We start from the raw sequence: 26,871 nt of genomic DNA on the forward strand, positions 1-26,871 counted from the left end.
AGATAACGTACAAAATCTGTTCACGTGCACACTTTCACATAACCAAAATTCATTAAATTTGTTTTCGCACGTTTGGATTTTTTAGATTTCAGCATCTACATGCTCTCAAACATACTTTTGATTGCCCAATTTGTTTAAAGAACCGTCATCAAGTTTCATCAAGTTGCGTATATCTAGTTTATTGACTGTCTTGATTCAAAACTACACGTCCCAGATAAAAACCAGTTGGACCATTGGTATGTGCAATTCTCAATTTATCAAATCCTGTCGACAGTATCTGTTCAGGAACATCAAATGTATATGGAGTCAGCCCATCAGTATTATGTGGGTTTGGTAAATCTTTTACAACCATGGAGGCCAAATCCTCGTCTCCATTCATATAAGTTATTTCATAATTATCACTTGAATTCAGACTTACATCCATGCTTTTTACAAATTGTTTACCATGTAAATCGACTATGACCGTCTCTGCATAATACCACCTATCCTCGCGACTACTGAATGGAGAGTCAAAAGCGCTTCTAGCGCCTATCTCATCTATATCTGTAAATGCTACGTCACCAGAAAAATCTGAATATTCATCATATCTACCCAAGTTCATATTCAAAATTGCTTTAAGCCGTTCAACGGAAAAAATATTCCCACGTGTAATAATAGTCACAACATCATATAACTTAGCTATTTTCTCACTTTGAATAACATTCACTCCACCCTTGAGAGTCTCCACATAACCAAAAGGTAAAGGCCTATAAAAATGTCCGATTCTCCATCCATAAATTGTTTTATTTAGCCCTCTTTTTTCGATAATGTTTATATGTGATAATAACGGATCCGCTAATGCAAAGACATCAATAAGATGCTCATTGGAGGCAGCATAATACCCATACTTGCCGATGTTTGCCGATATTTGATAAACTATATCCTCTGATTTTTGTTTTTTCTCAACAGACATATCGACTCCATCGAACCAACTCATAAGACCATCCTTACAATAATAGAACCACCTTTCATCAGTTATTCCATAGTTATAATATCTCGGATTCTTTGCGATTAATTCTTCTTTTATATTTTCACAATCAATATTATTTCTTATAGGGGAAAGTGGATTTAATAATCCATATATACATAGCCCAATAACGCATATGTATGCTGCCTTTTTCTTCATACTTATCATGCTACTCATTGTGACCACTGCAAGTATAAATGGAGCTGTAAAAAATCTTCCGCTCATAAAATCCCCACCTATTTTTAAAATATATAAAACGTATAAAAGCATACCTGCTACAAGTGCTAAATATCGTTTTTCTTTAGCCCTTACAGTAAGTATAGTTGCGATTATCACGGCAAGTAGAGTTACCGGGTCCGTAGAAATACTGTCTACAAAATAATATATACCTTGTTCTATATATGCGAAGACACTAATTCCTGTAGATAATTTCGCATAGGCCGTGTTTGGTATAAGATATCCATAATACAATAATGAAAATATTTCCCAAATTATAATCGGGAGTGCTCCAAATGCTATATATTTTATAGCTTTCTTTTTATCTGAAGTGAGCCATAGTGCATACAGTAAGGCTGGGGCATATAAAAGTAACGTATCTAACCTATTTAACATACTTAACGCCACAATAAATGATAACCAAAAAAGCCATTTATGCGTCCTTTTGTTCTGCAAATAAATCATACAAAACACCGTAATCAATAAATAAGTCAGCGGATTTTCCAAGCCAGACACTGCGTACTCCATAAATCCTTTTGAGGAAATCAAAACAGCCAATGCCACGATTGCCGTATACTGTGTTTTTGCAACCTTAAAAACCAATAAATATACGGTTATCAACGAAACAACGAATGAAATACCAAGCGTCGTAAAATAAGGCTCTCTTGTGAAAAAATAAAATTACGTAATAAGGAATAACCAAAGCGGGTGGGTAAACGTCTGAACTCTCTCTAAGAGATCCCACCTCAAACCATATCCATTTACAAAATTATCTATCGTACGCATGGTAATAAACGCGTCATCTCCCATCCATGCAGATTTTATAAGAACGATCACAAATACTAATATCAAAAAAAATAATAAGTAATTGAGTTTCCGCTCTTTATGTTGAATTTCCATGGTGGAATCTTAAGATAAGCCATTATAATTGTAAAGTTTTTGTTTGCGGAATTGAAATGATTTCAGTAAGTTTACGTTGTAAATTTGAGGCTGCTTTATTTAAAAGAAAGAAAATTTATGAACATTACGTTAATTACCGGAGTAGCCGGTTTTATAGGGAGCAACCTTGCTGAAAGACTTCTTCTCAATGGGGACACCGTTATTGGAATAGATAATTTCATATCTGGATCAAAAGCTAATATCGATAGACTAAGTGCCTTAAAAACTGAAGGGCATTTTGAATTTCATGAATTTGATGTTTCTGATGAAAAGATTATTGATTTTGTAATGGATAAAATTCCGGAAGGAAAACTCGACCAAATATATCATCTGGCATGTCCCGCATCGCCAATTGATTTTGAAAAATTCGGAGTTGAGATACTTGAGACATGTGCAAATGGCACTATGCATATATTAAAGATTGCTGAAAAAACCGGAGCTCGATTTCTCTATACTTCCACTTCTGAGGTATATGGAGATCCGCTAGAACATCCTCAGAGAGAGAGTTATCTTGGGAATGTAAATACTCTCGGTCCGCGGAGTTGCTATGATGAAGGTAAAAGATTTTCTGAAAGTTATATTGTCCATTTTTGCGCAAAACATAATGTGGATTTTAGAATCGCACGAATTTTTAATACGTATGGTCCATACATGAGAAAAGATGATGGCCGCGTAATTCCAAATTTTATTGAACAGATTAAACATGGTAAATCTCTCACAATTTATGGTGATGGATCACAAATTCGTTCGTTTTGTTATATAGATGATATGCTCGATGGACTCATGAAATTGATGGGGCATAATTTTGAGCAAATGGCTGGCACAGCTGATGAAAGAGTCTTCAACCTTGGGAATCCAAATGGAAATACAATACTGGGATTAGCAAAAATTCTTATAGAAATAACCGGAGCAACTCTAAATACTATTGAAATGGATTTACCAAAAGATGATCCGAAAATGAGAAAACCCGATATAGGCAAAGCTGAAAGCGTACTTGATTTCCATCCTGGCATAGGCTTGAATGATGGCCTTAAAAAGACACTCGAAAATTGGTAATTTGTATTAAATAGTTCAAGTAATGACAAAAAACATAACAATTATTGGCACCGGCTACATAGGTCTGGTTACCGGTGTTTGCCTCGCTGAGCTCGGCAACAACGTAACATGTGTCGACATAAGTGAAGAAAAAATTAAAAAATTAAAAAACGGTGAATCACCTATTTTTGAGCCAGGACTTCCGGAGCTTATTGCGAAAAACAAGAGCAGACTTAAATTCACAACTTCATATGCGGAGGGTCTGGAGGGGGCTGACCTAATATATATAGCTGTGCATACTCCATCCAAGCCAAGCGGAGAGGCTGATTTGAAATACGTATTTGCTGCGGCAAAAGAGATTGGTGAGAATCTTAAAATCGATGCAATAATTGTAAATAAAAGCACGGTGCCTGTCGGCACCGGCCACAAGGTAGAAAAAGTAATTCAAAAAGAAACAGATAAAAAAGTTTCTGTAATTTCATGTCCGGAATTCCTGAGGGAAGGTAAAGCGATTTATGATTTTTTTCACCCTTATAGGATTGTAATCGGTGCCGATACCGGCCATGAAAAAGCTGTCGCAACACTTAAAGATCTATACAAAGATGTTGTAAATTCACATGCCGAATATATCATCACTGATTTGCGAAGTGCGGAAATGATCAAGTATGCATCTAATTCTATTCTTGCCACTCAGATTTCTTTTATCAATGAGCTCTCTCATTTGTGTGAAAAAGTTGGAGTTGATGTAACTGAGGTCGCGCGTGGTATGAAGCTTGATGAAAGAATAGGGAAGGATGCGTTTTTGAACGCCGGGCTTGGTTTTGGCGGATCTTGTTTTCCAAAAGATGTCAGGGCATTGATAGCGCTCGGTAAGCAGCAAAACGCTCGACTCAATCTCCTTGAGCAAACTGAAAAAATAAATGAAAGACAGATAGAAAAATCTTTTTCAAAGATTAAAAAAATCCTAAAAGAGGCGAATGTTAACTTCAAAGATGCCAAGATTGTAATGCTAGGACTAAGTTTCAAACCTAATACTGACGACACCAGAGAATCTCAAACATTTAAATTGATAGATATTTTATTAAAAAATGGCGCAAAGGAAATACATATAATCGACCCTATCGTAAGCATAGATGAAGAAATTCATCGTGAGAAATTTTTACCAAAAAGAATACGTGGGAATAAAAAAGAATTAGATAAACTACATGGATTCACTGATGGAAATATTCAAGAACAAATCGTGAAAGCTGCAACAAATGCAGACCTTATTATCCTTGCAACCGAGTGGGGGGATTTTACCTCGCTCGACTTCGCCTCGCTCGGAGCCCTCATGCGCAATAAATGTTTTGTAGACCTACGAAACATTTATACCAAAAATGCCCTCGAGAAACATGGATTTACGCTTAAAAATATGGGTAGGAAATAGGATTCGTGTTAGAAGAATATTTTTGCGAGACCGAGAATCCCCTGCTTCCATGGAACTCTGTGCGAAACCCCTTCTCTCCCTTCGAACTCCTTTAAATTATCCAAGTACCATGCGTAATTCCTAAGTAGCGCATCTTTGTTAGAATATTTTGGATGCCAATCAAGTATGCTTTCTGCTTTTTCGATAGATACAAATGAATCTTCACAAGCTGTTTCATAGACCCATTTGTACAGTGGGGAAATTTTCATTTTTTCCAAAATTCGAAGCGTCCAAATCATTGGAGCTGCTGGGAAACCTTTTATTTTTTTACCGAATCCGGCTTTGTCCAAGACCACCTGGTAGTCTTCTTTCATAGTTGTAAAATCTTTTGCACCTATATTAAAAGTATCATTTACTATATTTTTATCTTTGGTCGCACACAGGTAAATTGCATCACACAAATCTTCAACATCGAGTAACTGATAACGATTATTCCCACTCCCGATCATTGGGAAGCCATGACCATCTTTTGCCCAATCATAAAATAAGGCAAAAACTCCAAGCCTCTCCGGCCCGATAAATGACTTCGGTCGAACTATCGAAATACACATGCCCTTTGCTCTAAATTCTTCACATATTTCCTCTGCTTTTACCTTTGCCTCACCATATGGACCAACTCCAATAAGTTGATCTGTTTCAACTAAAGGATGATGATCCGGGATACCATAAACGGCAGTCGATGAGATATGAACCACACGATCTACTTTGTGTTTGTGCGCCATCTCTATAACTATTCTTGCACCCTCTATATCTGTCGAATAAATTTCTTCAGGAGTATAAAGCGGGAGTGCCGCGGCACAATGAATCACGATATCCATACCCTCGGTAACGCGATCCATCATTTCAGGATCTCGAATATCACCAAGCACATGATCTATTTGATCTTTCTCAGGATAATCAAAAGGCTCTTTATCAAGCGAACGGACAGTGTGTCCTTTTGCCATTAAAAATCGAATAAGATTGATGCCAAGAAAACCGGAGCCTCCGGTAACCAAATATTTCTTTTTCTCAGTATTCATATATATGTTTTTATATTCAAATTTGCGCGTGAATTCTAGAAGATGAAGTTATGATTGTAAAGTTATAAGACATTGTAATTTGACCAATGTGTAAGAACTGTTGCAATTATTTTTTTATGCGTGTAGACTTCTCTCTTGTTTAATTTAATTCATGGAAACTGAAGAGGGAAAACAACAAGAAAGAAATGAATCTCTCAGCCCAAACATGCGAGTTGTGACTTCACCTGCTCTGCAAGAAGATATTCTTGCAATATCACCTGAGTTTGACGGCACGCTCACACAAGAGATGTACGATCAAATATGCACTCAAAAAAATGATAAGGTGCTTTCTAATAGTGATTTATATAAGCTCGCTGCAGACTTACTCACTTATCAATACAACTTATACGGTGTCGAAGGCGAGCATCCGTATCACGACATAGAGCACTCAAGTGGTGTTACAGCGTTAGCAAAAAACGTTGTAGGTATTTTAAAACGAAGAGCAAATCCAATCAATGATGCTGATGCACAGATTTTTATACTTGCGGCGGTTGCTCATGATCTCGGGCACTGCGGACGCACACTTCGTCAATTTGATCCTGAAACCGGAGAGAAACTCACGATCGATGATGGTCGTAGCAATGAGCAACAAGCCGTTTTCCTCGCTGACCCCATATTAAAAAAAGAGGGGTTTTCTATACGACAAAGACTCCATTTCCAATCCCTGATTCTTGCAACTACTTTTGATGAGCGACAACCTAATGCAATACCCGATGAAGAAAAATTCCCTCCACAGACGCATGAAGAACGATTGATGTCGATAATTGATCTGGGGGATGGAGCTCTTATGGAAGATGAAGTAGAATTTCTAGACCGAACCATGAAGGTACTTTTTGCAGAGAAACCACAAGCGAAATGGCCGAGAAACATGACGCACTGGCTTCAAACCATGAATGGATTTTGGAAATTTGTCGAGATGCGTATGAAAGGTGCGGATGGTGAAATCATACCTGAAGCTGAAGCACTATTTGGAGAAGTATTTCGAACTCGCAAAAAGATGTTCGCCATGCTTACAAGTGAGGATCCTTCAACAAAAGCTGAAGCCGAACGTCAATTTGAAGAACTCCTTAGTGCCGCACACGCAAAATTCCAACCTTATTTTGAAAAATTAAAAACTGCCGAACCGGATGCGAGCTAAAACTTAATAGTCAGACAGATAATCCCAACTAAGATCAGAAGTAATCCGACTAATTGTAGGGGGCTGATGGCTTCTTTTAAGAAAAAGTATGAAACGATCGTGATGATGGAAAGTCCGCCGATAGCCATGATCGGATAACCTATTGAGAGGTTGATTTTTGAAAGTGCCAATACGTAAAACATCACATTCAATGCAAATAAAAACACTCCAATTATAAGAATGTAGTTTTTTAAAAGACCCTGAATTATTCCATATTCAGTAAAGTAATTTAAATTGCCTGATCCGATTTTCATCATGATGTTCGCAATTGCATTGAGCACCATCGCCGTTATCAAAAATATGTATCCCATGTGATTATTTTTTAATAAAATGTTTTAAAATTATATATGCGATGTCATCGACTGAATTGTATACCTTAACGATGAATCTATGTTTTCCCATTTTTCTTTTTACCTTGATGAATTTTCCATCGGTACGATATGCAAAAAAACCATCAGTAAGAATCTTATCACCTATTACAATTATTTGCCTTTTTAGGTCTTCTTTTTTTACTTTATGGTTGCTTCGCCCTTTATTCGCATCTGCAAGTTCGCTTCCCTCACGCAGTGCGTAATCAAGTATTTTTTTACTTGGTTTTCTGTGGCCTTTTATAATTGGTAAATTTGTAATCCCATGAATTCTTTCATTACGCATAACATTCCAACTATTCGAACAAAGCCAAACTACGTTTTGCTTTTCAAGTTCTTTAATTTTTTTTAAAACAAGGTCCACAGGATGTGACTCATTGTCCGCGACAAGAGTCCCATCTATATCCAGAAAAATCAAAGCATCTTTGATGCCCGCAATGTCAAGATTTTCAAAATACTGTGGCACGATAAATAAATTTTAAAAAAGTGCGTTATAAAAGACGAAAAACATGTACAAAGCCCATGCTATGACTGTAAGTAAAATCCAAATATCTTGATACAAAACTTTTTCCGGAGCCTCTCCTCCACCCAAAATATATACCACATACATATACCTAAACATTCCAAAAAATACGATAAATGTTGAATACATAAGATAAGGAATTTCTGTAGAAACAGCATAAAGGCTATATGTGAGCATAACGCCGGATACCACTACCAATAACAAATAATCGAGAAATTCCTTGGTATATCCTTTGAGTACTTCTCTGGTTTTTTCAGCTGTTTTTGATGTGATTTCAGCGCGTCTTTTCCCTATTACCAAGAACAATGCGAGGAATAATGTAACCAAAATCAACCATTCTGAGACATAAACATCGATAAGTTCTCCACCTGCCTTGATACGTAGCAAATACATAGCTGCGATAAGAAATATATCAACTATCGGTATATGCTTGAGCACCATCGAATAGCCAAGGTTAAGAATAAAGTACAAAGAAAGAAGAAGATTCGCTTTAAAATTAAACTGACTAGCAAGAAGCATGGCTATGACAAGGAAGATTATCATTATAAAAATACCTGTTTTGATACTCATAGCTCCGGATGCAATAGGCCTGTGTTTTTTCTTCGGATGGAGCGCATCGCTCTCTCTATCAAGAATATCGTTAAAAATATAGATGCTACTTGCAAGCATACAAAACGCTGCAAAGAGCATGGCTGTTGATCCAAGCTCATCTACACGAAGGACGTGCCCTCCGAAAAATAACGGAGCAAAAACAAGAAGATTTTTGATCCAGTGGCTAATGCGGATTTGTTTAAAAAAGGTTTTAAAAATCATTTCTTATTATTAATTTCAATTTCTCTCACAATTTTAGTAGCCTCAAACATACTTTCAAATGTCCCCGTATCATACCAGCCGCCTTCAACTATTCCGGCTTTTAGCCGACCTTTTTCCAGATATATTGTGTGTAAATCTGTAATTTCCAATTCACCACGCTTTGACGGTGTGATTTGGTCTATATAATCAAAGACATTTTCGTCATAAAGATAGAGCCCCGTCTGTGCGAAATTCGACTTTGGGTTTTCCGGTTTTTCTTCAATTGAAATAGCATTCATATTTTCATCGAATTCGATCACTCCGAAACGACCTGCGTCTTTCACTTCTTTTGCAAAAATCATCACTCCTTTTCCGGACTTTTCAAAGTTTTCAAATTCAGCCTTAAATGAATCGATAAAGAGGTTATCACCAAGAATCAGTGCGCATTTTGAGCCTTTGGCGAAATTGCGAGCGAGGCCGAGGCCATGGGCGAGGCCGAGCGGTTTATCTTGTACTTCATATGAGAAACTCACCTTCTCACCAAATTCTCTTCCACTCCCAAGCGAGTTGATAAAATCCCCTGCATGCTCCGGTGAAACAATTATCAAAATATCTTTTACCCCGGCATCAAGCAGAGTTTGAATTGGGAAATAAATCATCGGTTTATTGTAAAGTGGCAAAAGCTGTTTGCTTGTCACCTTTGTAATCGGCCTAAGCCTGGTTCCCGATCCACCCGCAAGTATCACTCCTTTTATCACAATGTTGTATTAAAGGTAATCCTTATGAAGACTATTATAGTTTCAGATGTTTTTCAATCCTAGTTACTCATTCTCTCTTAAATTCTCCATCCACCTCTCATTCGCCTCATACCAATCAAGTGTTTTTTTCATACCTTCCTCGAAAGTAATGGATGGGCTAAAACCAAGTTCGTTCCGAATTTTTGAAGCATCTATGGCATATCTGCGATCGTGTCCTTTGCGGTCAGTGACGTAAGTTATCAAATCTTCAGAGCCTCCTGTGTATTTCACTATCTCTTTTACAATTTCTAAATTTTGTTTCTCATTATTCCCACCAATGCAATAAGTTTCCCCAAGTTTACCTTTTTCTAGAATCAAATCAATGGCACGACAGTGATCCTCTACATACAACCAATCTCTCACCTGCTTACCATCTCCATAAACAGGGAGCGATTTGCCCTCCTTTGCCAACATAAAGAAAAATGGAATCAATTTCTCAGGATACTGATATGCCCCATAGTTATTTGAGCAGTTGCTTATAGTCATAGGCAGCCCATACGTCCTGAAATACGCCCTGCAAAGCATATCTGCCGAGGCTTTTGACGCGGAATATGGGGAGGAGGGCTCGTATGGAGTTTCCTCGTTAAAATACGTCCCTTGCGTATCACCCAAATCTCCAAAAACTTCGTCAGTCGATACCTGATGAAAACGAATCATACCGGCGCTGTCCGCATCGCCAAAATCTTTACAAGCCATAAGCAGATTATGCGTCCCAACAATATTCGTCTCTATAAAAACCGCCGGCTCTTCGATACTATTATCAACATGCGTCTCCGCAGCGAAATTTACAACCAAATCAAATTTCTCCTGTTTGAATAAATCAAATACAAAATCTTTATCCGCTATATCACCTTTAACAAATCTATATCGCATCCTCCCCTCCAGCTCCTTCAAATTTTCCAAATTCCCACAATATGTCAGTTTATCCAACACTACAAGCTCATCCTCCGGATGAGTGGCATAATAATAATGCACGAAATTCGCACCTATAAACCCGGCCCCACCTGTAATCAATACTTTTCTCATAAATATAAAATTAATCAGCCTCTGAAGCCATCAGTTGCGCTTTACGCGCCTTATTTGGCAAAGTAAGTTTTCACACTTTGCCATGCTCGATTATATATTTTTAACTGCATTTTGCAAGAAAGATTAACCTTCTGAAGAAGGATTCATCATTCTCTCAATCAAATAAGAATTTTCTACTCCAAAGCAATATTTGGAATAAGGCCATGCCTCCAGTTTGTAATTTTGTATCACACTATGAAGCCAGTATGGCAGCATATCGTTGAACTTAATTTCAAGTACGCACATCCCCGGGAATATAGGCTTTGTCGCTTTTGAAAAATCAACATTTGAAACCCTTAGAGCTTCTATATCATAGTCAAAAGTAACTCGTAAATTCATTCCATTACGACTGACCAGTGGTTTACGTTTATATGATACCAGAACTTTAGGCCTCATCGCGTACATCATTTTATCCTGCAAAAACTCATCTATTACCGCGTGATTTTCACTTCTTAACAAATCATAATCTATCTTGCCATGACAAAGCGACGTCGCCGCCTCCAAAGTCATGACCGTTCTATCTTTGATTATAACCGCATCGTATTTCCTTTTAATCTCAACAAATACATTTGTATCTTTCTTTGGATCTTTTGAATAAGTTCTTACCCTCAGTTTTTTACGAAAAAGCTCACCCTCAATCTTCTCATGATAATTCTTGAAATTCGGACTATCCAAATACACTGAATGTACATCATAGAAGTTTTGGCCCGTTTCAATATGTTCATCAAAATCCATATAATTCAGAAGCCCCGGCAAAATTTTGTCAGCAAGATGAATTGGTATATGATACTTAAATTCATACCGCTGGAAATGAAGCTTTGACTCTCCCTTGTGAGGCTTTTCGATCCGTTCTGTGGTGGAATGATGGCTCATTAAATCAAATTAAGTGGCTTAAATCGGCAAATAATACCTAAATTATTAGTATTCTATGTCGTTCTTCGCTGTAAGAAAGTCTACATCTTCTATTCCTATAACCTTGCTCAATTCATCTACAAATTTGTCAGAATCATTATTGTTTTTCAAATTCACATTAAATGTAAAATCAAGTGTATGCCCATCTTTCACAGCATTTACATGGAGTAGAGTTTTTGTCCGGAGGTATTTATCAAATACCGCTTTGAATGCATTATCTTTTCCTTTTTTACTATCAAAATTAAAAGTAAGTATATATCCATACTTTCGAATTGATCCGAAATTTGTGTAATGAAAAATGAATACGATAATCATCATCACAACTGTAGTTATAAGTGCTATTTGATGATTTTCGGTACCAACCCCCATACCAACAACTAAACTCAAAAATATAAAACTTATATCGCGAACATCCTTTACCGGAGTCCTAAATCTAATGATAGAAAATGCCCCGAGCAAAGCGACTGCACTCACTACATTACTACCAATTATCATCATTGCGGCGGTAGTGATTAGTCCTATCAAAACTATAGCACTCACGAATGATTGAGAATAAGACAATCCTTTGTGTGTTGATTTGTATGTAAGTGCCAATGCGAGCATAAGTACAAATGCGAACCCAAAATTGAATAGTATTTCCCCCCCGGAAAGCATTGTTTTTGACCCTGCGAACAAGTCTAAAAATTCCATATGTTTTTTGTTTATAATTTAAATAAATTCTCGTGAATTTTAATACTTTTAAAACCTCATAACAAGACATTTCTATTTGGTGCAGGTTCTAAAATAAAACCGACCACTTGAGATAGAATAAATATGACAAAATATCAACTAACCCAAATGGTCTATGTAACAGATTGATTTTTCAGAACAGAATGGCTTCCCTCCGCCATTACACGAGGCTAAAAGTGTGCACGTGAACACTTTTTGTACGTTATTCCGTACGTTTTTTACTCACGTGAACACTTTTTGTACGCTTTTCCGTACGTTTCTTACTCACGTGAACACTTTTTGTACGCTTTTCCGTACGTTTCTTGCTCACGTGCACACTTTTTGTACGTTATTTCGTACGTTTTTTGCCCACGTGAACACTTTTGAAAGTCAGGAAACAGGTGGAAAAAGACGGTAGACGGAAAGGCTTACAAAGGGGTACTGATGGGGACTGTAAGATGAATTGTGTCTATAGTGGTAAAATGAGGGACTGTGAGATGAATTGTGTCTATAGTGGTGAAATGAGGGACTGTAAGATGAATTATAATAACAAAAAAAAGCCCCTCCCGATTTCTCGGGAGGAGCTTTCTAATTTTAGACTGTAATCACTTTAAGTGATTAGACTAATCTGCGGACTTAATAACCTTGGAAAGTAATGTTAACAATATCGATATCGAAATCGTCAACTTGGTATCCGGTTGTCCAGTCAGCAGTAGAGGTTGTATGAGACTGAGCTGATCTATCAGACCATACGAAATCACAAGTTTCAGTCTCTGAAGCACATATAGTACCTGCTCCAAGAGTAGTTTCTGTGTTTGTAAACACGTCATCGTCATCCTCAGCAGTCAATTCAATTGATAGAGCTTGAGAAGCTGTACCAGTGATCGCTATATCTGTCTTAAGTACATAAGTAACAGAGTCTCCGGCAGGTACTGACTGAACTTGAGTCGCGTCAATAACCACTTCGCCGGAAGCAAGACTAGCGGCACTATTAAGAGCTGAAGACTGACCCTCTACGTAAAGTAGGAAGTTGCTTGTAGAGATACCTGTTGCGGTACCGTCAGATTCAACTGCATTAAATGTAAGCTGTGTCCATTCTATATCTCCCGCATCATCTGCAGAGATAGTGAATTTGTACACAGGTTTACCTGTTTCGTTACTTGATACAGAAGTAGATAACAACTCATCATTGTTGTACGTAACGTAAGGAACTGTTTTACGTGCAATATGAGTTTGTTGGTAAGCATCAGTATCATCGGCGCTATTAGTAAGAATGTCCGTATCTGTAACGTCCAAATCTGTACCGGTAGCTTCAGAAGTTACTTGTAGACGAGCAGCTGTAGTAGTGTCGGTCGTAGCTGAATCGTACAAGAACAAATTCAAAGATGCTCCTGTTTGTGACACATAAGTAATGCTATTGATTTCAGCAAGTACATTTAGGTTGTAGTAAGCATCCTTTGGAAGTCTGTAAGAGAATCCATTGAATGTTACCGTACCATCGTTTGTACCATCATCACTTAGAGAACCAGTGTCGATAACGTCACCTGTAGCCTCATCAACCAGGAAGAATGTTCCAAATCTTTGAGAGTAGTCAGTAGTATTGTCATCGTTATTAAGAACTAACTTCTTAAGAATGACATCATCAAATGTTGGATGGAATTCAAGTTGAGCTACAAGAGCAGCACATGAACCGTCCGTACATTGTCCTGTTGGAACTTGAAGATCAGTGTAATCACTGTCAACACGTGCATCAAATGCGATTGTAAGATTGGCACTGTCATTTACATCAAATGATGCGAATGCCAACAGGTCAGCAGTAGTAGAACCGGAAGCGTAATCTGGGTATACGATAGTTGCTGAGTTATTGTTTACGTCATCAGCTGCGAATCCAGTCAAGAATAGATCAAGATCTGTCGCAACATCCCATGAAGTAGAAATTGAACCTCTAACGTCAAACAATGCGAATCCACCACTTGGAACAACGTAGTTGATACCGTCGAATTGAGCGATACTGCTACTCACCGTTGAAGCGGCTGATCCAAGATCTTTAAGCGCACTAACAACTAGGTTGTCAGTTCCTGATTCGTAGATACCAAGACCGGTAACTAGAGCTCCGTCTACGTTTGTAGAAGCGTATTGCTCAGTAATGTCCATGTCAGTGATTGTAACGTCTCCGGCGTTGTTGTTCTCAGCCTTGAACGTTAGTAGCACTATATCGGTAGAACCTTTAACTATGTCATTGCCGTCATTGGCAGGATTACCCGAAGTGCTGTCGGTAGGGTAACCATCTTGACGAGAAAGAGTAAGAGTAGATGCTTCAACTGTAAATATAGAACCTGTAGCGGAACCATTTATATCTCCAGTCGCTACGTCATCACCGGAAACAATGTATTCAGCTGATAACCATCCTGATGGAGTGTTATCAAGTGAAAGAGAGAATGTTTCAGCGGCAGATGCGTAAGAACTTACGTCAGCTGTTACAGATAATAAGTGAAGACCGGCGTCCAGGTCATAGTTATCACTGAATGTGTAGTAAGCGTTAGCAACTCCACAGACACCGGAAGCGAATGCTACAGTACCTACATCAGCTAGAGTGTTAGCTCCACCTGCTGCAAGACGAGCACCATCCCAAACTTTAACATCATCGATCTTAGCTGCGATTGTTGTAGTAAGAGTTTCTTCAGTAGTACTATCGACGCTAGTACTACTATCGATAGTTGCAGTGGTTCCTGAGCCGCTACATTCGACTGCAGCCGTAGTACCGTTAGCAAGAGTGTCGATATCAGCATCCAGATAAACTCTGGTAGCTTTTACCTTAACGTCTTGTTGAACAGTTACTTGAGCAACTAAGAATGTTACACCATCGATATCATCTGTAATTTCAGTTGCAGATGGACTGGATGTATGACGAGCAAGTGTAAGTGCACCTGCGTCTATTGTATAAGTTCGAAGTACTCCTGTTGTTGGGCTAGTTCTAGCTACATCAACAGCGTAGTTGTAAGCGGTAGTTGCAACGAAAACCGTAAAGTCATTATCTTCACTTAATTGAAGATAAATAGTGTCAGCGTCGTCACCACCTACGATATCAGCTTTCACTTGGAATTTCTCGTTGTCTCCATCCCCTAGAAGGTAACCTCCATCAAGGAATGTGAATCTCAAATGATCGTCAATAGGAGAAAGTGTGTCAGAAACCTTTTCACCAAGGTAGTAAATTGCTGCGTTCGCAATATTGTCGAAGTTAGCGGAACCATTGATTTCAAGGTCGATAGTAGAAAGAACGAAATCTTCGTTACTTGAACTGTTGTTGTCAATTTGGAATTCACCGATAATAACTTGAGTATCTCCTACGTCAACAGTTGTAGCTGATCCTTGACGTTGGAATCCAACCGTACCAACAGTGTATGAAGAAGTAGTCATGTAATTACCGTAGAGTCCGAAGCTTCCGGAAACAGAAGCTGCGTTTGTATCAACATCAGCTGCTGTACGTGTACCAAGTCTGTTAGTTCTGTTAGCTCCAACTGAAGTTCCCATAGATGCCTTAACATCTACAAGTACAGTTTGTCCCTCAGGGATGCTGATGTAATCTCTTCCAAGATTTACAACCGCATTACCATCAGAGTTTAGAGATCTTTCAGAACCAAGCTTGAATCCGTCTACAGAAAGCCATACTTCAGAGAAGTCGCTAGTAGAACCCAGACCGTCTCTCCATAGAGTAACACCGTTTACAGTTACGTCGTCTCCAAGTGCAGTAAATGCAAGAGTTGCGAATGTAACGGAAGCAGCGTCAGCAGGAATAATATTTGCTGCCGGAGTAGATGGAGCTACCGAAACCATAACGGTTCCGCTTGATGGTGGTACAACTACCACTTCATCATCTTCCTCATCATCATCGTCTACAACTTCGTCACCCGGCTCATAAGTAGCCGCGCGGTTAAGCATAGTAACGAACTCAGCACGGTTTACCAGATCACCGGGTCGTCCTTGTGTAAGGATACCGTAGTGACAAGCGGAGTCCATGTATGGACCGTACCATGCACTGTAGTCTACATCGGAGAATGTAGTTGCACATTCAGCCATTTCAAATCCGTATGCAAGCATAAGAACTTTAGCGACTGCTGCACGAGTTGTGTAGTCACCGGGACCATAGTAACCAGTAGCCATACCGTCCGCATCTGTATAACCAGAGAACAGACCGTTAGCGACACCAGTTTCTACGTCGTCGTAGTACCACTCACTCTCAGAAACGTCCAAGAAAGATGGACCTCCTGTTGTGTCCATAGCAACACCTAGACCTTCAACGACCATTTTGGCCATCTCAGCTCTGTTCATGTTGTCCGAAGGACGGAAATAGTCCGCATCATCAACGATGCCTTCTGCCACTGCCCAAGTATGTGCTTCAAAAAAGTAAGCGCTACCCGGAACATCTATCGCCGCGTTTACAATAGTGTTCAGTCCCGTGATCGTGAAGATCAAGGCGAAAACACTAACGCTAGCAATAAGTTTGCGTAGTGAACCCATAAAATTTGGGTTAAGAAATAATTTAGGAATAAAGGAATATAAAAAATGTATATATAATAATAAGGTATAGGGCTCTTATTCGTCTGCCAAGTTGTAAAAGATCTGAGAAATGCTTTATTAAGCGTTCGAAAATTTCATTATTCAGCCGTACCGGATAAGGTATTTACCCATTTGGCGCAATGCAAGCTTACGCGCATCGCGTGTTCAGCTTTATAAAACGGTATATCATCAAAAGTGTTACAACTTTTTTTCGACTTTTTGTTTTACTTTAGCTATTTCTACTCAATTTATAGAGATACCTCAAGAAGGTTATATAAGTTTTATATCGAAATCAAGCCCTTTTCCGATTAATCAGATTATGTCTAGGCCACTTTTTTTTGACAAATCAAATTTTACACTTTTTTTTATGTATAATCGAATTGCGGAAAAGGGCTTGAAATAAAGACAATGTACTAGGCGATTAGCTACGAATTTTACTAGTCGATTAATCAATTTTTAAAAATGTATACCCGAAGTATCGTTGGTTGAAAAATCGATGTTTTTACGCGGAAAATTCGAGTAATCAAATCGTATAATTCGGCTTATACAAATAAAAATACCACCTATACGTTTTTACCAAATTTTGATTACACGTCGAACGTCTTGATTAATCACTCGCAAAAACGAGTAATCAACACTGATTTTGTGCGAATTTCCCGAGTAGTCAAAGCGCACAAGTCCGCTACTACAAAGGTATTTTCGCCTCATCATGCGTTTAACTTGACGTTCTGATCATTTTTCAGCTTAAATATACTTGTGTTTTAAGCCACCATCTCTTACAATTTTTTGGCTTTAAAACACTTTATTATCTAATTCATACTAACTACTTGCAAGACTATTACAAAATATTAGGAGTCGATAAGAGTTCATCTGATGATGAAATAAAAAAAGCCTACCGTAAGCTCGCACAAAAGAATCATCCGGATAAAAATCCCGGAGATAAGGCTTCCGAAACTAAGTTTAAAGAGGCGACCGAAGCTTATGAGACACTCTCTGACAAACAAAAACGCCAACAATATGATATGTTCGGAAGTTCCTCCGGGAATAGTGGTGGTGGAGGTGGATTTAGCGGGACCAGAGGTAATGGTGCGAATTTCAGCCAGGGATTTGATTTTTCAGATCTCGGAGGCTTCGCTGACGTCTTTGAATCGTTTTTCGGTGGCAATACGGGTGGAAGGTCGGCTCGAGGTGGAAACGCCCCTATGAGAGGTGGTGACATAGAAGCATTGGTGAACCTTGATTTTATGGAAGCTGTCAACGGAACATCTAGAGATGTGGAGATTGAAAAACCGGTAGTGTGCGAAACGTGTAAAGGTAAAAGAGTGGCGAATGGTTCAAAGATGCAACAGTGTTCGCAATGCCACGGATCAGGCCAAGTGCGAAAAATGCAACGTACTATGCTTGGTAACATAAGCACGGTCGCTGCCTGCGATGCCTGTCATGGCGCGGGAGAGATCCCTGAAAAGGTTTGCCAAACGTGCAATGGAGCAAGTCGAGTCAAGAAAACTGAAAAATTATCAATAAAAATTCCTGCCGGAGTTGATAATGGCTCAACCGTTCGTGTATCCGAAAAAGGTGAAGGTGGCATCAATGGAGGTCCTAGCGGGGAATTATTTATACATATCCGCATTAAAGAAGATTCTCATTTTAAAAGAAATGGAAGTGATGTACATACGGCTGAAGGGGTCAGCTTACTTCAAGCGGTTCTCGGAGATAAAATCAATGTAAAAACAATATATGGTAATGTTAAATTAAATATTCCAACCGGTACTCAAAGCGGACAAATATTCAAATTAAGTGAATATGGATTCACGAAACCAGCCACAACGAGGAGAGGCGATCAATACATAGAAGTAGAAGTCGAAATTCCAAAAAAACTTTCTAAAAAAGAAAAAGAACTCTACGAAGAGCTCGCAAAAGAAAGTGGCATGGACCTAAAAGGCAAAAAAGGGTTTTTCAACTAATCTCAAATGCTGAGTTAATATTAGAGCTTCACCGTTTTTCAAATAGCGAGGTCTGCTTTTTGGGCGCGGTTTTGTCACCTGCCCTCTGCCCTTCGCCCCAAACGGAAAAAACAGTTTAATTAACAACAAAAAACTATATACTAAAAACAATTAAAGTAAGCAAATGGAAGAGGCAATAAAACAAATCAACGAACTTAGAAGGTTGCCTTCAGAAACCGAATGGGTAGAATTCAAGTCTAATCATCAACCTCCAGGAAAAATAGGTGAGTATATTTCTGCACTTGCAAATTCAGCTTGCTTACACCAAAGAAGTGAAGCGTATTTAGTATTTGGAATAGAAAATAAAACACACAAAGTTATTGGAACGAAATATGAACCGAGAACAACAAAGGGTAAGGGAGCTGAAGACCTTGAACCATGGCTACACAGAAACCTAAAGCCCAAAATTGATTTCAAAATTCAAGAAATTGAACATCCAGATGGGAGAGTAGTGATATTTTTCATCCAACCAGCATTTGCCGGTCCTGTGAAATTCAATAATAAAGCATGGATACGAATAAGTAGTAGTACAAAGGCACTAGATGAATTCCCAGAAAAAGAAGCTATTATATGGGAGCGACGAACTCCATTTGAAGACAAATTAGCAAAAGAGAATGTTTCCGAATCAGATGCTATCGAACTACTAGAATTTGACCAATATTTTCGGTTAACTGGGGAAACTAGGCCAAAAAATCAAACTGGGATTATTGAAAAGTTACTTCAAGAAGAGTTCCTTGCGAAAAAGAAGGGCAAGCTTAACATTACGAACCTAGGTGGCATCCTACTGGCTCGAAATCTTGAAAATTTCCCGAAATTAAGAAGTAAGGCGGTACGTATTATAAGCTACAAAGGAACAAATAAACTTCACGCAATAAAAGATGAAACATTTAATAGAGGATACGCCGTAGGATTCGGAGATATTATTTCCTACATACAAAGCCAAATCCCCGAACCAGAAAAAATTGAAGGAGGACTACGTAGCAGTAAAGTTTCATATCCACCAAATGCAATCCGTGAATTCGTTGCAAACGCATTGGTACATCAAGATTTTTTGGTAACCGGTTCTACTCCCTTAGTTGAAATATTCGAAAATAGAATTGAAATATCAAATCCAGGAAAGGCTTTAATACCAACGGACCGTTTTATAGATCATCCACCAAAATCAAGAAATGAGAAACTAAGTGATATGCTACGTAGAATGAAAATATGTGAAAAACGTGGGAGTGGTGTCGATAGAGCTATGTTTGCAATAGAACTATCTCAATTGCCACCGCCAAACATTGAAGATCAAAAAAATGATGGACTTAGAGTAACTATTTACTCTCAAAAAGAACTATCAAAATTAACAAAAGAAGAACAATGCAGAGCATGCTATTTTCACAGCTGTATACAGCATGTAATTAACCAAGAATCTTTAACAAACGCATCACTTTGTAAAAGACTTGGAATAGAAGATAAAAATAAGGCTATAGCGTCTAGAATCATCAAACGAACTATTGAAAAAGGATGGATTAAAGTATTTGATCCAGATAACAAATCAAATAGATACAAAAAATACATCCCATATTGGGGATAGTTCATTTGATTACTAATTGATCAATAGTTGATATTTCGATAAAAAACGGCTTATTTAAGGTTAAATCTTATTTGACGGCCATTTGATTGATAGGTGTTTTGGGTGGCGTTCATTCACTTCCGGCAAAAGCCCGAGAAATTTCCTGCGCCAGAGGAGTCGCCTTAAGTACCGTATTTTTGGCAAAGGGTGAGCAGTTTTACTCTTAAGAGTAACATTTGAAGGTAAATCATATATTATAAATAATAAAAACATATTTTGACTCTAGACTTAAAAAATTTAACAATTGGCAGTATACACTCCGGATACAAAAGTGGTGAAGCTCCCCGTTAATAAGTTTGCACTTCCGCTTAGTTTGTAATACCATAACACAAGATGTAAAACACAAATAAAATAGCATGGAATTAGTATTATCTTGGGACTTATTTATAACAATTTTCTTCGCCATAATCGTGGCTTACAGTTTTATAGTTGGCAAAAATCAAACTATCAAAGTTGTGCTATGCGCATACCTGGCGATTCTTTTTTCAGATGGTATTGGGAACTTAGTAGAATCTCATTTAAGTGGTAAAAGTCCACTTTTGGATATATTGATTCGATATGCCGGAGAGGATATTTTTGTGATCGGAAAAGTGCTTTTATTCGTTTTTACGATTGTATTTCTTACCGTAAGAGGAGGTTTTTCTATAGATATGCCTGAAGAAAGAGGCTTTGTTAAATTGGTCACTACTTTCTTATTTGGAGTTATGAGCGCCGGATTGATAGTTAGCACGATTTTGATGTTCGTTTCCGGATACTCTTTGATAGTTGGAGGGCCTGTCGTCGATGCCTCTACCATAGCGGAAATCCGTAACCAATCACAACTTGTTGGGCTTATGGTAGACCATTATAACTGGTGGTTCTCCCTCCCCGCATTAACATTCTTTATATTTAGCTTGATTCGAGGTACCGCGGACGAGATTTAATACCCATCTGAATTAAGCTTGCATTTCGAATGAATATGCATAAAATGTCAAAGCGTTTTATCGTCGCCTTAGCGTGGCTTACTACATTCGTGGGTTGATAGCTCAGTCGGTAGAGCAACGGCCTTTTAAGCCGCTGGTCCCGGGTTCGAATCCCGGTCAACCCACCATTTTGTCACTTGCTTAATACAAAAATAAAATGGAAATACTACTTTGGTTCGGAGGACTGTTTCTAAGCCTTGGGGTACTCGTAAAATCCTCAGATGCTTTTACTGAATATGCGGAAAGGCTTGGTAAGAACATCGGGCTAAGTCCATTTATTATCGGTGCGACAATAGTAAGTGTTGGGACTTCTATGCCGGAAATGATCACATCCTTGATCGCCTCCCTTAGTGGAGAGCCCGAGCTCGCGGCGTTTGCTATAGACAATATTATCGGTTCAAATATTGCGAATGCATTACTGGTCATTGGACTATCTGCAATAATTGTAAAAGGCCTTAATATATCAAAAGTGCTGATAGATGTAGACCTCCCCTTTTTATTTATAGCGAGCTCGTTATTTATTCTACTTATTATGGATGGGGATTTCACATGGAAAGATGGGATTATCTCAAGTGCACTTGCAATAATATTCTTATTGTACACACTCGGTGAAGAGGAGCGAATCGCTAAAGAGATAGACCCTGAGCCGCGCATGTTGCGAATCTTTCACTTCCATAGGAAGGAGTCAACCGGACTACTAATAACTCTTATCGTTCTTTCCGCAGGATTTATATTTGTAGGAGGTAAAGGTACCGTGGACGCAGTGTTGAGAATCTCAGAATTACTACATTGGGATTCAAGCTTGTTAACATTAATTATCGTTGCGCTCGGAACATCGTTACCTGAGATAGTTGTGTCTGTCGTAGCGGCCTTAAAAGGCAATCATGCTATCGCAATTGGAAATGCGTTCGGATCAAATATTTTCAATGTTTTGCTTGTCAGCTCTGTACCTAGCTTCTTCACCACACTTACAGTATCTGATTTAAGTTTAAGAATCGGTATACCTTTTTTCATCGTCGCATCACTAGCTTGCATGTTCACAACTCTCGATAACAAGGTTAGGTTCTGGGAGGGCTGGGGGCTACTCGTGCTATACGGAGCCTTCGTGGCCGCTGCTATCGGGTTAATTTAATATCAAGTTACTTATCTACGCAAAAATTCCCCTTGATTAATCAAGACGTGTTATCTATAAATAGACCCTGAACGTTCGATTAGTCAGGCTGATTAATCGAACCCCATAAATAAAAACACATATGGTCGCTCAGATACTCACTATCCAAGAAGCTTCAAAATTGAGTCAAAAATCAACTCAAACTATTCGTCGACTTATCAAGACGAATAAAATTAAATGTAAAAGGAAGCGTACTCCACAAGGATTTAATTATGAAATTAATAAGGATAGCTTGATAAAATGCTTCGGGCTTACTATCGAAGAAGTGAAAGAAACTAACAAAAAAACTTCAAAAGATAATGATATTTTTGAGCTTGGCATAGAACCTGACGTCGTCCGATCAAAACGTCAAAAAAAATCCATACTTGAAGATATGGCGATCCCTGTAGAAGCTGCTGAGGCTGTGTTTGAGGGCATAAGTATAGAAGAAACCTTGGAAGCTGAAAGCAATTCTTCTGAAGAAGTTGAGGGAGAAGTTACAAACAACAATTCAAACAGAGCCTCAAAAGAAGCTTTGCAATTTACCGCTATATTGCAACAAATGATGAATCAACACCAAGAGGATAAAGATCGTCTTTTTGCCTTGGTTGAACAATTCCAAAAAAGAACTCTAATCTTGGAGGAGCGGATTAAACGCCTAGAAGCTCCGAAAAGACCTTGGTGGAAGAAAATATGGTAGAAGATTTAGGCTTCGCGAAAAAGAGCTGGTTTTTTTAGTGATTTTCCATTGCGAATTATTCCGGAGTTGCTATTTTATAGGCTGACCACCTGACAGTATCCGTTTAATCCTCTCAAAATGGGCATTTTACAAACTATCAAGGAGAAATTTCAAGAAAGAGAAAAGATAAGCTCTGTGAAAAGAGAGCTTAATTTGAGTATAAATGCAGAGCTGGCTGATATTGGGAAGGTCGGGAACGATTTATCAAATCAAATAACATCTAATTTAAATACGGAAATGAAGTATATTTATTCATTCGCAGAAGGATCAAAAGAAATGAAAGATTTGTTAGGCGGGAAGGGAGCGAATCTAGCTGAAATGAAACGCCTCAATCTACCTGTCCCTGACGGATTTACCATAACTACTGAAACGTGTAATTTTTTCCTTGAAAAAGACGCATATCCGGAAGGATTTCACGAGGAAATGGCGGAGATGCTTGCAGAAGTTGAATCAAATATGGGTAAGAAATTCGGTGATAATGAAAATCCATTGCTTGTTTCTGTGCGTTCAGGGGCGAGGATTTCTATGCCGGGAATGATGGATACTGTTCTTAATTTGGGGCTTAATGATGAGACTATTCAAGGTTTGATTAATCAAACCGGAAATCCGAGATTCGCGTATGATTCATATAGAAGGTTCATACAAATGTTTTCAAATGTCGTGCTTGGATTGGAACATTCAAAGTTTGAGCATGCGCTGGAAGCGCTAAAAGAGGAGCGAGGGGTCGGGAGCGACACCGAGCTATCAGCTGAAGATCTAAAAGGGCTCGTCGTTTTTTACAAAGAAATTGTTTTACAAGAGACCGGTGAGCCTTTTCCAACTGAACCGATTAAGCAACTTTCAAAGGCTATCGAAGCTGTTTTTAATTCATGGAATAGTGGTCGGGCAATCGCATACAGAAAGATTAACTCTATTCCGGATCACATAGGGACGGCTGTAAATGTTCAATCTATGGTGTACGGAAACAAAGGAGACACATCCGGTACCGGAGTTGCTTTTACAAGAAACCCATCTACCGGAGAAAAGAAATTTTATGGTGAATTTTTGATGAATGCACAAGGTGAAGATGTAGTTGCCGGTATTAGAACTCCACAAAAAATTGAGCAATTAAAAGAGGTGATGCCTGAAGTTTATGCTGAGCTAATAGATATAAAAGATCGTTTAGAACAACATTATCACGACATGCAAGATATCGAGTTTACTATCGAAGAAGGAAAATTGTATTTTTTGCAAACCAGAACCGGTAAGAGGACTGCACAGGCGGCTCTAAGAATCGCTGTTGACATGGTAAATGAAGGTTTGATCTCAAAAGAAGATGCCGTGATGAGGCAGGATCCAAATATGATAAATACATTACTACATCCGTCTATTGATAAATCAGTCTCATTTGAAGTCATAGCAAAAGGGCTTCCTGCTTCACCGGGGGCCGCCTGCGGAGTTGTTGTTTTTGACTCTGAAGATGCTGTTGAAAAAACAGAGAATCAAGATTTGAAAGTGATTTTAGTTCGAAGAGAAACAAGCCCTGAAGATATCCAAGGTATGCATGCCGCGCAAGGTGTTTTGACTTCTACAGGTGGTATGACTTCACATGCAGCTGTTGTTTGTAGAGGTATGGGGAAGCCATGCGTCGCCGGGTGCGCCGAAATCAAAGTAATGGAAAATGACAAAAAAATAGTTATCGGTGACCTTATCATAAATGAAGGTGATACTATAACTTTGGATGGTTCTACAGGTGAAGTAATTCTCGGTGCGGTACCGATGGAAAAACCTACACTTGATGGGTCGTTCAAGACTGTCATGGACTATGCAAAAGAATTTAAAACCATGCAGGTTCGCACAAATGCTGACACAGGGCCTGATTGCAAAATCGCTCTAGGTTACGGCGCAGAAGGCGTTGGGTTATGTAGAACTGAGCACATGTTCTTCGAGGATGATCGCATAATGAGTGTCCGAAAAATGATTCTTGCAAATACAGACGCAGAGAGGGAGATTGCTTTAAAAGAGCTCCTGCCTATGCAAAAACAAGACTTTATAGATATTTTCAAAGTGATGGACGGACTACCTGTAACTGTACGCCTACTCGACCCACCACTACATGAATTTTTACCAAGTACGGAAGAAAAAATCGCTGAAGTTGCAGCCAGTATGACAATTGCAAAAGAAGAATTACGGAATCTAATCACACAACTTCACGAAGTAAATCCTATGCTTGGACATCGTGGATGTAGGCTTGGAATCACGTTTCCCGCTATCTACCAAATGCAAGTGCTTGCAATTATTGGGGCGGCTATAGAATGTCATGAAGAAGGCGTCGAAGTTCACCCTGAGATCGAAGTACCGCTTATCGGTAGCGTAACTGAACTTATAGAAGTTAAAGCGTCAATCAATGCTGTAATCAAAGATTTGGCACCGATGATTAAATTCAAATACAAAATTGGAACTATGGTAGAAGTACCTCGAGCATGTTTAACCGCAGATGAAATTGCGGCGGAAGCTGACTTCCTTTCATTTGGAACCAATGACTTAACCCAAACTACATTCGGACTTAGCCGTGATGATGCCGGTAAATTTTTGAACCATTACCTCGACAAAAAAATCTTCGAGGCCGACCCAACTTCAACTATCGATATCAAGGGAGTTGGTAAATTGATGAAAATGACCGTTTTAGAGGGTCGTAAATCAAACCCTAGTATCGAGATAGGTATTTGTGGCGAACACGGCGGAGAACCTAAATCTGTAGCGTTTTGCCATGAGCTGGGACTCGACTATGTAAGCTGCTCTCCATATCGCGTGCCAGTCGCAATCCTTTCAGCCGCTCAAGCCGCTATAAGATCTAGAGAATAATATTTCGCGAACACCCACTTTGACCTTCACAATACAAACCTCACAATCTTCCCCAAACCCATCGATTCAACACTGATTCTCAAGCTCGCCTTTTCTCCAAATATTTTTCATCCAGCACATGAGTAAGTTCATGATGCTCTTTGCAAAGTTGCATAAGATATCTCGGATCATGACTCTGGCGAAGGCCAAATCGTATCGTATGATGCATATTTTTCGCGTCTCGCATGCATCCCGAAACTTCACATTTTGTACCAGCTCGCTCGCTGATAACTCGCTTCACTTTCGCAGGAATATTTCTCCCGACTTCTTTCCCATCAGTTCTCTTCGCCTGTTCATCCATTACTACCTCATTAGCTATCATATTCTCTCTCTCCTTAGCCTTTTCACGTCGCTCATCCAGCATCTTTTCCAAAATCTCGTTCACATCAAAACCTTTCGCGTTAAGTTCGTTAAGTTTTTGGACAACATTTTCACTCAGTTGAAAATCAAGCCTCGAAACATCCTTCGAATTTATTTTATCATCGATTATTTCAGTCTGATTTTTAAAATCCAAATTGGCTTGTCCCTGCGGCTTATCGAGGGTAAAAGTGTGCCCGGGCACACTTTTCAAATCGATATTCAAACAACTCTTCTCAAAGTTTCCACTCAATGACTTGTCTTCAATCGCGAGGCGTCGCTCGTCTTTTATCAAAGTTTCGATAGCTCCTTTTGACAAATTCTTCACCGCATATACCAAAATTTCCTCATTGTCGGTTTCAGCAATTGAAACTATACGAGCTATTTTGTGCATACTGATTTCTCCTCTGATAAATGAAGTGCGAAGCTCAGAGAGATTTTCATCTTCAAGCTTCCTGTCTATTTGAATTGCACGTTGTACTTGGAGTTTGCTCAGCCCTGCGAGCTTCGCCCCGAACTCAACTACTGTCTCAAATCCTTTTTT

20 protein-coding genes and 1 tRNA gene are annotated in these 26,871 nt (G+C 38.8%); 10 read left to right on the forward strand and 11 right to left on the reverse strand.

The genetic code is table 11. The features are described from left to right. Positions 1–178: 178 nt before the first annotated feature. Positions 179–1,618, reverse strand: a complete 1,440-nt coding sequence (locus Q8P68_02635; protein ID MDP4008066.1) for a hypothetical protein — start codon at positions 1,616–1,618, stop codon at positions 179–181. Between the two features lie 621 nt (positions 1,619–2,239). On the opposite strand from Q8P68_02635, the gene Q8P68_02640 reads away from it, so the two are divergent. Together Q8P68_02640 and Q8P68_02645 are read left to right on the forward strand one after the other, a co-directional pair. Continuing rightward, the gene (locus tag Q8P68_02640) at positions 2,240–3,217 is read left to right on the forward strand and encodes a GDP-mannose 4,6-dehydratase (GenBank protein ID MDP4008067.1); all 978 of its coding nucleotides are present in this window, start codon (positions 2,240–2,242) and stop codon (positions 3,215–3,217) included. A 22-nt stretch (positions 3,218–3,239) separates the two neighbouring features. Continuing rightward, the gene (locus tag Q8P68_02645) at positions 3,240–4,622 is read left to right on the forward strand and encodes a UDP-glucose/GDP-mannose dehydrogenase family protein (GenBank protein MDP4008068.1); all 1,383 of its coding nucleotides are present in this window, start codon (positions 3,240–3,242) and stop codon (positions 4,620–4,622) included. Between the two features lie 8 nt (positions 4,623–4,630). On the opposite strand, the gene Q8P68_02650 is transcribed toward Q8P68_02645, so the two are convergent. Then, positions 4,631–5,680 carry an NAD-dependent epimerase/dehydratase family protein gene (locus Q8P68_02650; protein ID MDP4008069.1) on the reverse strand — a complete coding sequence of 350 codons (1,050 nt, stop codon included), beginning with the start codon at positions 5,678–5,680 and terminating at the stop codon, positions 4,631–4,633. Between the two features lie 151 nt (positions 5,681–5,831). On the opposite strand from Q8P68_02650, the gene Q8P68_02655 reads away from it, so the two are divergent. Then, positions 5,832–6,857 carry an HD domain-containing protein gene (locus Q8P68_02655; GenBank protein MDP4008070.1) on the forward strand — a complete coding sequence of 342 codons (1,026 nt, stop codon included), beginning with the start codon at positions 5,832–5,834 and terminating at the stop codon, positions 6,855–6,857. Here the strand turns inward: Q8P68_02655 and Q8P68_02660 are convergent. The 8 genes from Q8P68_02660 to Q8P68_02695 form a co-directional block, all read right to left on the reverse strand. Further along, positions 6,854–7,207: an SMR family transporter gene (locus tag Q8P68_02660; protein MDP4008071.1), complete on the reverse strand. Its 354-nt coding sequence runs from the start codon at positions 7,205–7,207 to the stop codon at positions 6,854–6,856. The genes Q8P68_02655 and Q8P68_02660 overlap by 4 nt on opposite strands. Before the next feature lie 4 nt (positions 7,208–7,211). Beyond that, on the reverse strand, positions 7,212–7,730 hold the full coding sequence (locus Q8P68_02665) for a hypothetical protein (protein MDP4008072.1): 519 nt from the start codon (positions 7,728–7,730) through the stop codon (positions 7,212–7,214). Positions 7,731–7,742: 12 nt separating this feature from the next. Continuing rightward, complete coding sequence (locus Q8P68_02670) at positions 7,743–8,600, reverse strand: decaprenyl-phosphate phosphoribosyltransferase (GenBank protein ID MDP4008073.1); 858 nt, start codon at positions 8,598–8,600, stop codon at positions 7,743–7,745. Then, positions 8,597–9,334, reverse strand: a complete 738-nt coding sequence (locus Q8P68_02675; GenBank protein MDP4008074.1) for a sugar phosphate nucleotidyltransferase — start codon at positions 9,332–9,334, stop codon at positions 8,597–8,599. Before Q8P68_02675 ends, Q8P68_02670 begins: the two co-directional genes overlap by 4 nt. 66 nt (positions 9,335–9,400) lie before the next feature. Then, the gene (gene rfbB / locus Q8P68_02680) at positions 9,401–10,402 is read right to left on the reverse strand and encodes a dTDP-glucose 4,6-dehydratase (GenBank protein MDP4008075.1); all 1,002 of its coding nucleotides are present in this window, start codon (positions 10,400–10,402) and stop codon (positions 9,401–9,403) included. A gap of 123 nt (positions 10,403–10,525) precedes the next feature. Continuing rightward, positions 10,526–11,314, reverse strand: coding sequence for a polyphosphate polymerase domain-containing protein (locus Q8P68_02685; protein MDP4008076.1), 789 nt, complete (start codon positions 11,312–11,314; stop codon positions 10,526–10,528). A 45-nt stretch (positions 11,315–11,359) separates the two neighbouring features. After that, positions 11,360–12,043, reverse strand: coding sequence for a DUF4956 domain-containing protein (locus tag Q8P68_02690; GenBank protein ID MDP4008077.1), 684 nt, complete (start codon positions 12,041–12,043; stop codon positions 11,360–11,362). A 654-nt stretch (positions 12,044–12,697) separates the two neighbouring features. Continuing rightward, entirely contained in the window at positions 12,698–16,579 is a 3,882-nt protein-coding gene (locus tag Q8P68_02695) for an S-layer homology domain-containing protein (protein MDP4008078.1), read from the reverse strand. Between the two features lie 866 nt (positions 16,580–17,445). Here Q8P68_02695 and dnaJ point away from each other — a divergent pair. The 7 genes from dnaJ (at position 17,446) to ppdK (ending at position 25,931) form a co-directional block, all read left to right on the forward strand. Further along, positions 17,446–18,582, forward strand: a complete 1,137-nt coding sequence (gene dnaJ / locus Q8P68_02700; protein MDP4008079.1) for a molecular chaperone DnaJ — start codon at positions 17,446–17,448, stop codon at positions 18,580–18,582. Positions 18,583–18,745: 163 nt separating this feature from the next. Further along, complete coding sequence (locus Q8P68_02705; protein ID MDP4008080.1) at positions 18,746–20,197, forward strand: ATP-binding protein; 1,452 nt, start codon at positions 18,746–18,748, stop codon at positions 20,195–20,197. 395 nt (positions 20,198–20,592) lie between these two features. Further along, positions 20,593–21,159, forward strand: a complete 567-nt coding sequence (locus Q8P68_02710; protein ID MDP4008081.1) for a hypothetical protein — start codon at positions 20,593–20,595, stop codon at positions 21,157–21,159. A 91-nt stretch (positions 21,160–21,250) separates the two neighbouring features. Continuing rightward, positions 21,251–21,326: transfer RNA gene (locus Q8P68_02715), tRNA-Lys, on the forward strand. Between the two features lie 29 nt (positions 21,327–21,355). Beyond that, a complete protein-coding gene (locus Q8P68_02720; GenBank protein MDP4008082.1) occupies positions 21,356–22,330 on the forward strand; it encodes a calcium/sodium antiporter in 975 nt (324 codons plus the stop codon). A gap of 121 nt (positions 22,331–22,451) precedes the next feature. After that, on the forward strand, positions 22,452–23,048 hold the full coding sequence (locus Q8P68_02725) for a hypothetical protein (protein MDP4008083.1): 597 nt from the start codon (positions 22,452–22,454) through the stop codon (positions 23,046–23,048). A gap of 276 nt (positions 23,049–23,324) precedes the next feature. Beyond that, complete coding sequence (ppdK, locus tag Q8P68_02730; protein MDP4008084.1) at positions 23,325–25,931, forward strand: pyruvate, phosphate dikinase; 2,607 nt, start codon at positions 23,325–23,327, stop codon at positions 25,929–25,931. Positions 25,932–26,010: 79 nt separating this feature from the next. On the opposite strand, the gene Q8P68_02735 is transcribed toward ppdK, so the two are convergent. Beyond that, positions 26,011–26,871, reverse strand: an 861-nt coding sequence (locus Q8P68_02735) for a hypothetical protein (protein ID MDP4008085.1), incomplete at its 5' end; no start/stop codon positions are given.

It is taken from the genome of Candidatus Peregrinibacteria bacterium (genome assembly GCA_030700255.1).
Lineage (GTDB): Bacteria > Patescibacteriota > Gracilibacteria > UBA1369 > JABINC01 > JABINC01.

Coding starts and splice junctions, on each gene's coding strand:
- Q8P68_02635 (MDP4008066.1), bottom strand. CDS start 1,618: ATGTTAAATAGGTTAGATACGTTACTTTTATATGCCCCAGCCTTACTG.
- Q8P68_02640 (MDP4008067.1), top strand. CDS start 2,240: ATGAACATTACGTTAATTACCGGAGTAGCCGGTTTTATAGGGAGCAAC.
- Q8P68_02645 (MDP4008068.1), top strand. CDS start 3,240: ATGACAAAAAACATAACAATTATTGGCACCGGCTACATAGGTCTGGTT.
- Q8P68_02650 (MDP4008069.1), bottom strand. CDS start 5,680: ATGAATACTGAGAAAAAGAAATATTTGGTTACCGGAGGCTCCGGTTTT.
- Q8P68_02655 (MDP4008070.1), top strand. CDS start 5,832: ATGGAAACTGAAGAGGGAAAACAACAAGAAAGAAATGAATCTCTCAGC.
- Q8P68_02660 (MDP4008071.1), bottom strand. CDS start 7,207: ATGGGATACATATTTTTGATAACGGCGATGGTGCTCAATGCAATTGCG.
- Q8P68_02670 (MDP4008073.1), bottom strand. CDS start 8,600: ATGATTTTTAAAACCTTTTTTAAACAAATCCGCATTAGCCACTGGATC.
- rfbB (MDP4008075.1), bottom strand. CDS start 10,402: ATGAGAAAAGTATTGATTACAGGTGGGGCCGGGTTTATAGGTGCGAAT.
- Q8P68_02685 (MDP4008076.1), bottom strand. CDS start 11,314: ATGAGCCATCATTCCACCACAGAACGGATCGAAAAGCCTCACAAGGGA.
- Q8P68_02690 (MDP4008077.1), bottom strand. CDS start 12,043: ATGGAATTTTTAGACTTGTTCGCAGGGTCAAAAACAATGCTTTCCGGG.
- Q8P68_02695 (MDP4008078.1), bottom strand. CDS start 16,579: ATGGGTTCACTACGCAAACTTATTGCTAGCGTTAGTGTTTTCGCCTTG.
- Q8P68_02705 (MDP4008080.1), top strand. CDS start 18,746: ATGGAAGAGGCAATAAAACAAATCAACGAACTTAGAAGGTTGCCTTCA.
- Q8P68_02710 (MDP4008081.1), top strand. CDS start 20,593: ATGGAATTAGTATTATCTTGGGACTTATTTATAACAATTTTCTTCGCC.
- Q8P68_02720 (MDP4008082.1), top strand. CDS start 21,356: ATGGAAATACTACTTTGGTTCGGAGGACTGTTTCTAAGCCTTGGGGTA.
- Q8P68_02725 (MDP4008083.1), top strand. CDS start 22,452: ATGGTCGCTCAGATACTCACTATCCAAGAAGCTTCAAAATTGAGTCAA.
- ppdK (MDP4008084.1), top strand. CDS start 23,325: ATGAAGTATATTTATTCATTCGCAGAAGGATCAAAAGAAATGAAAGAT.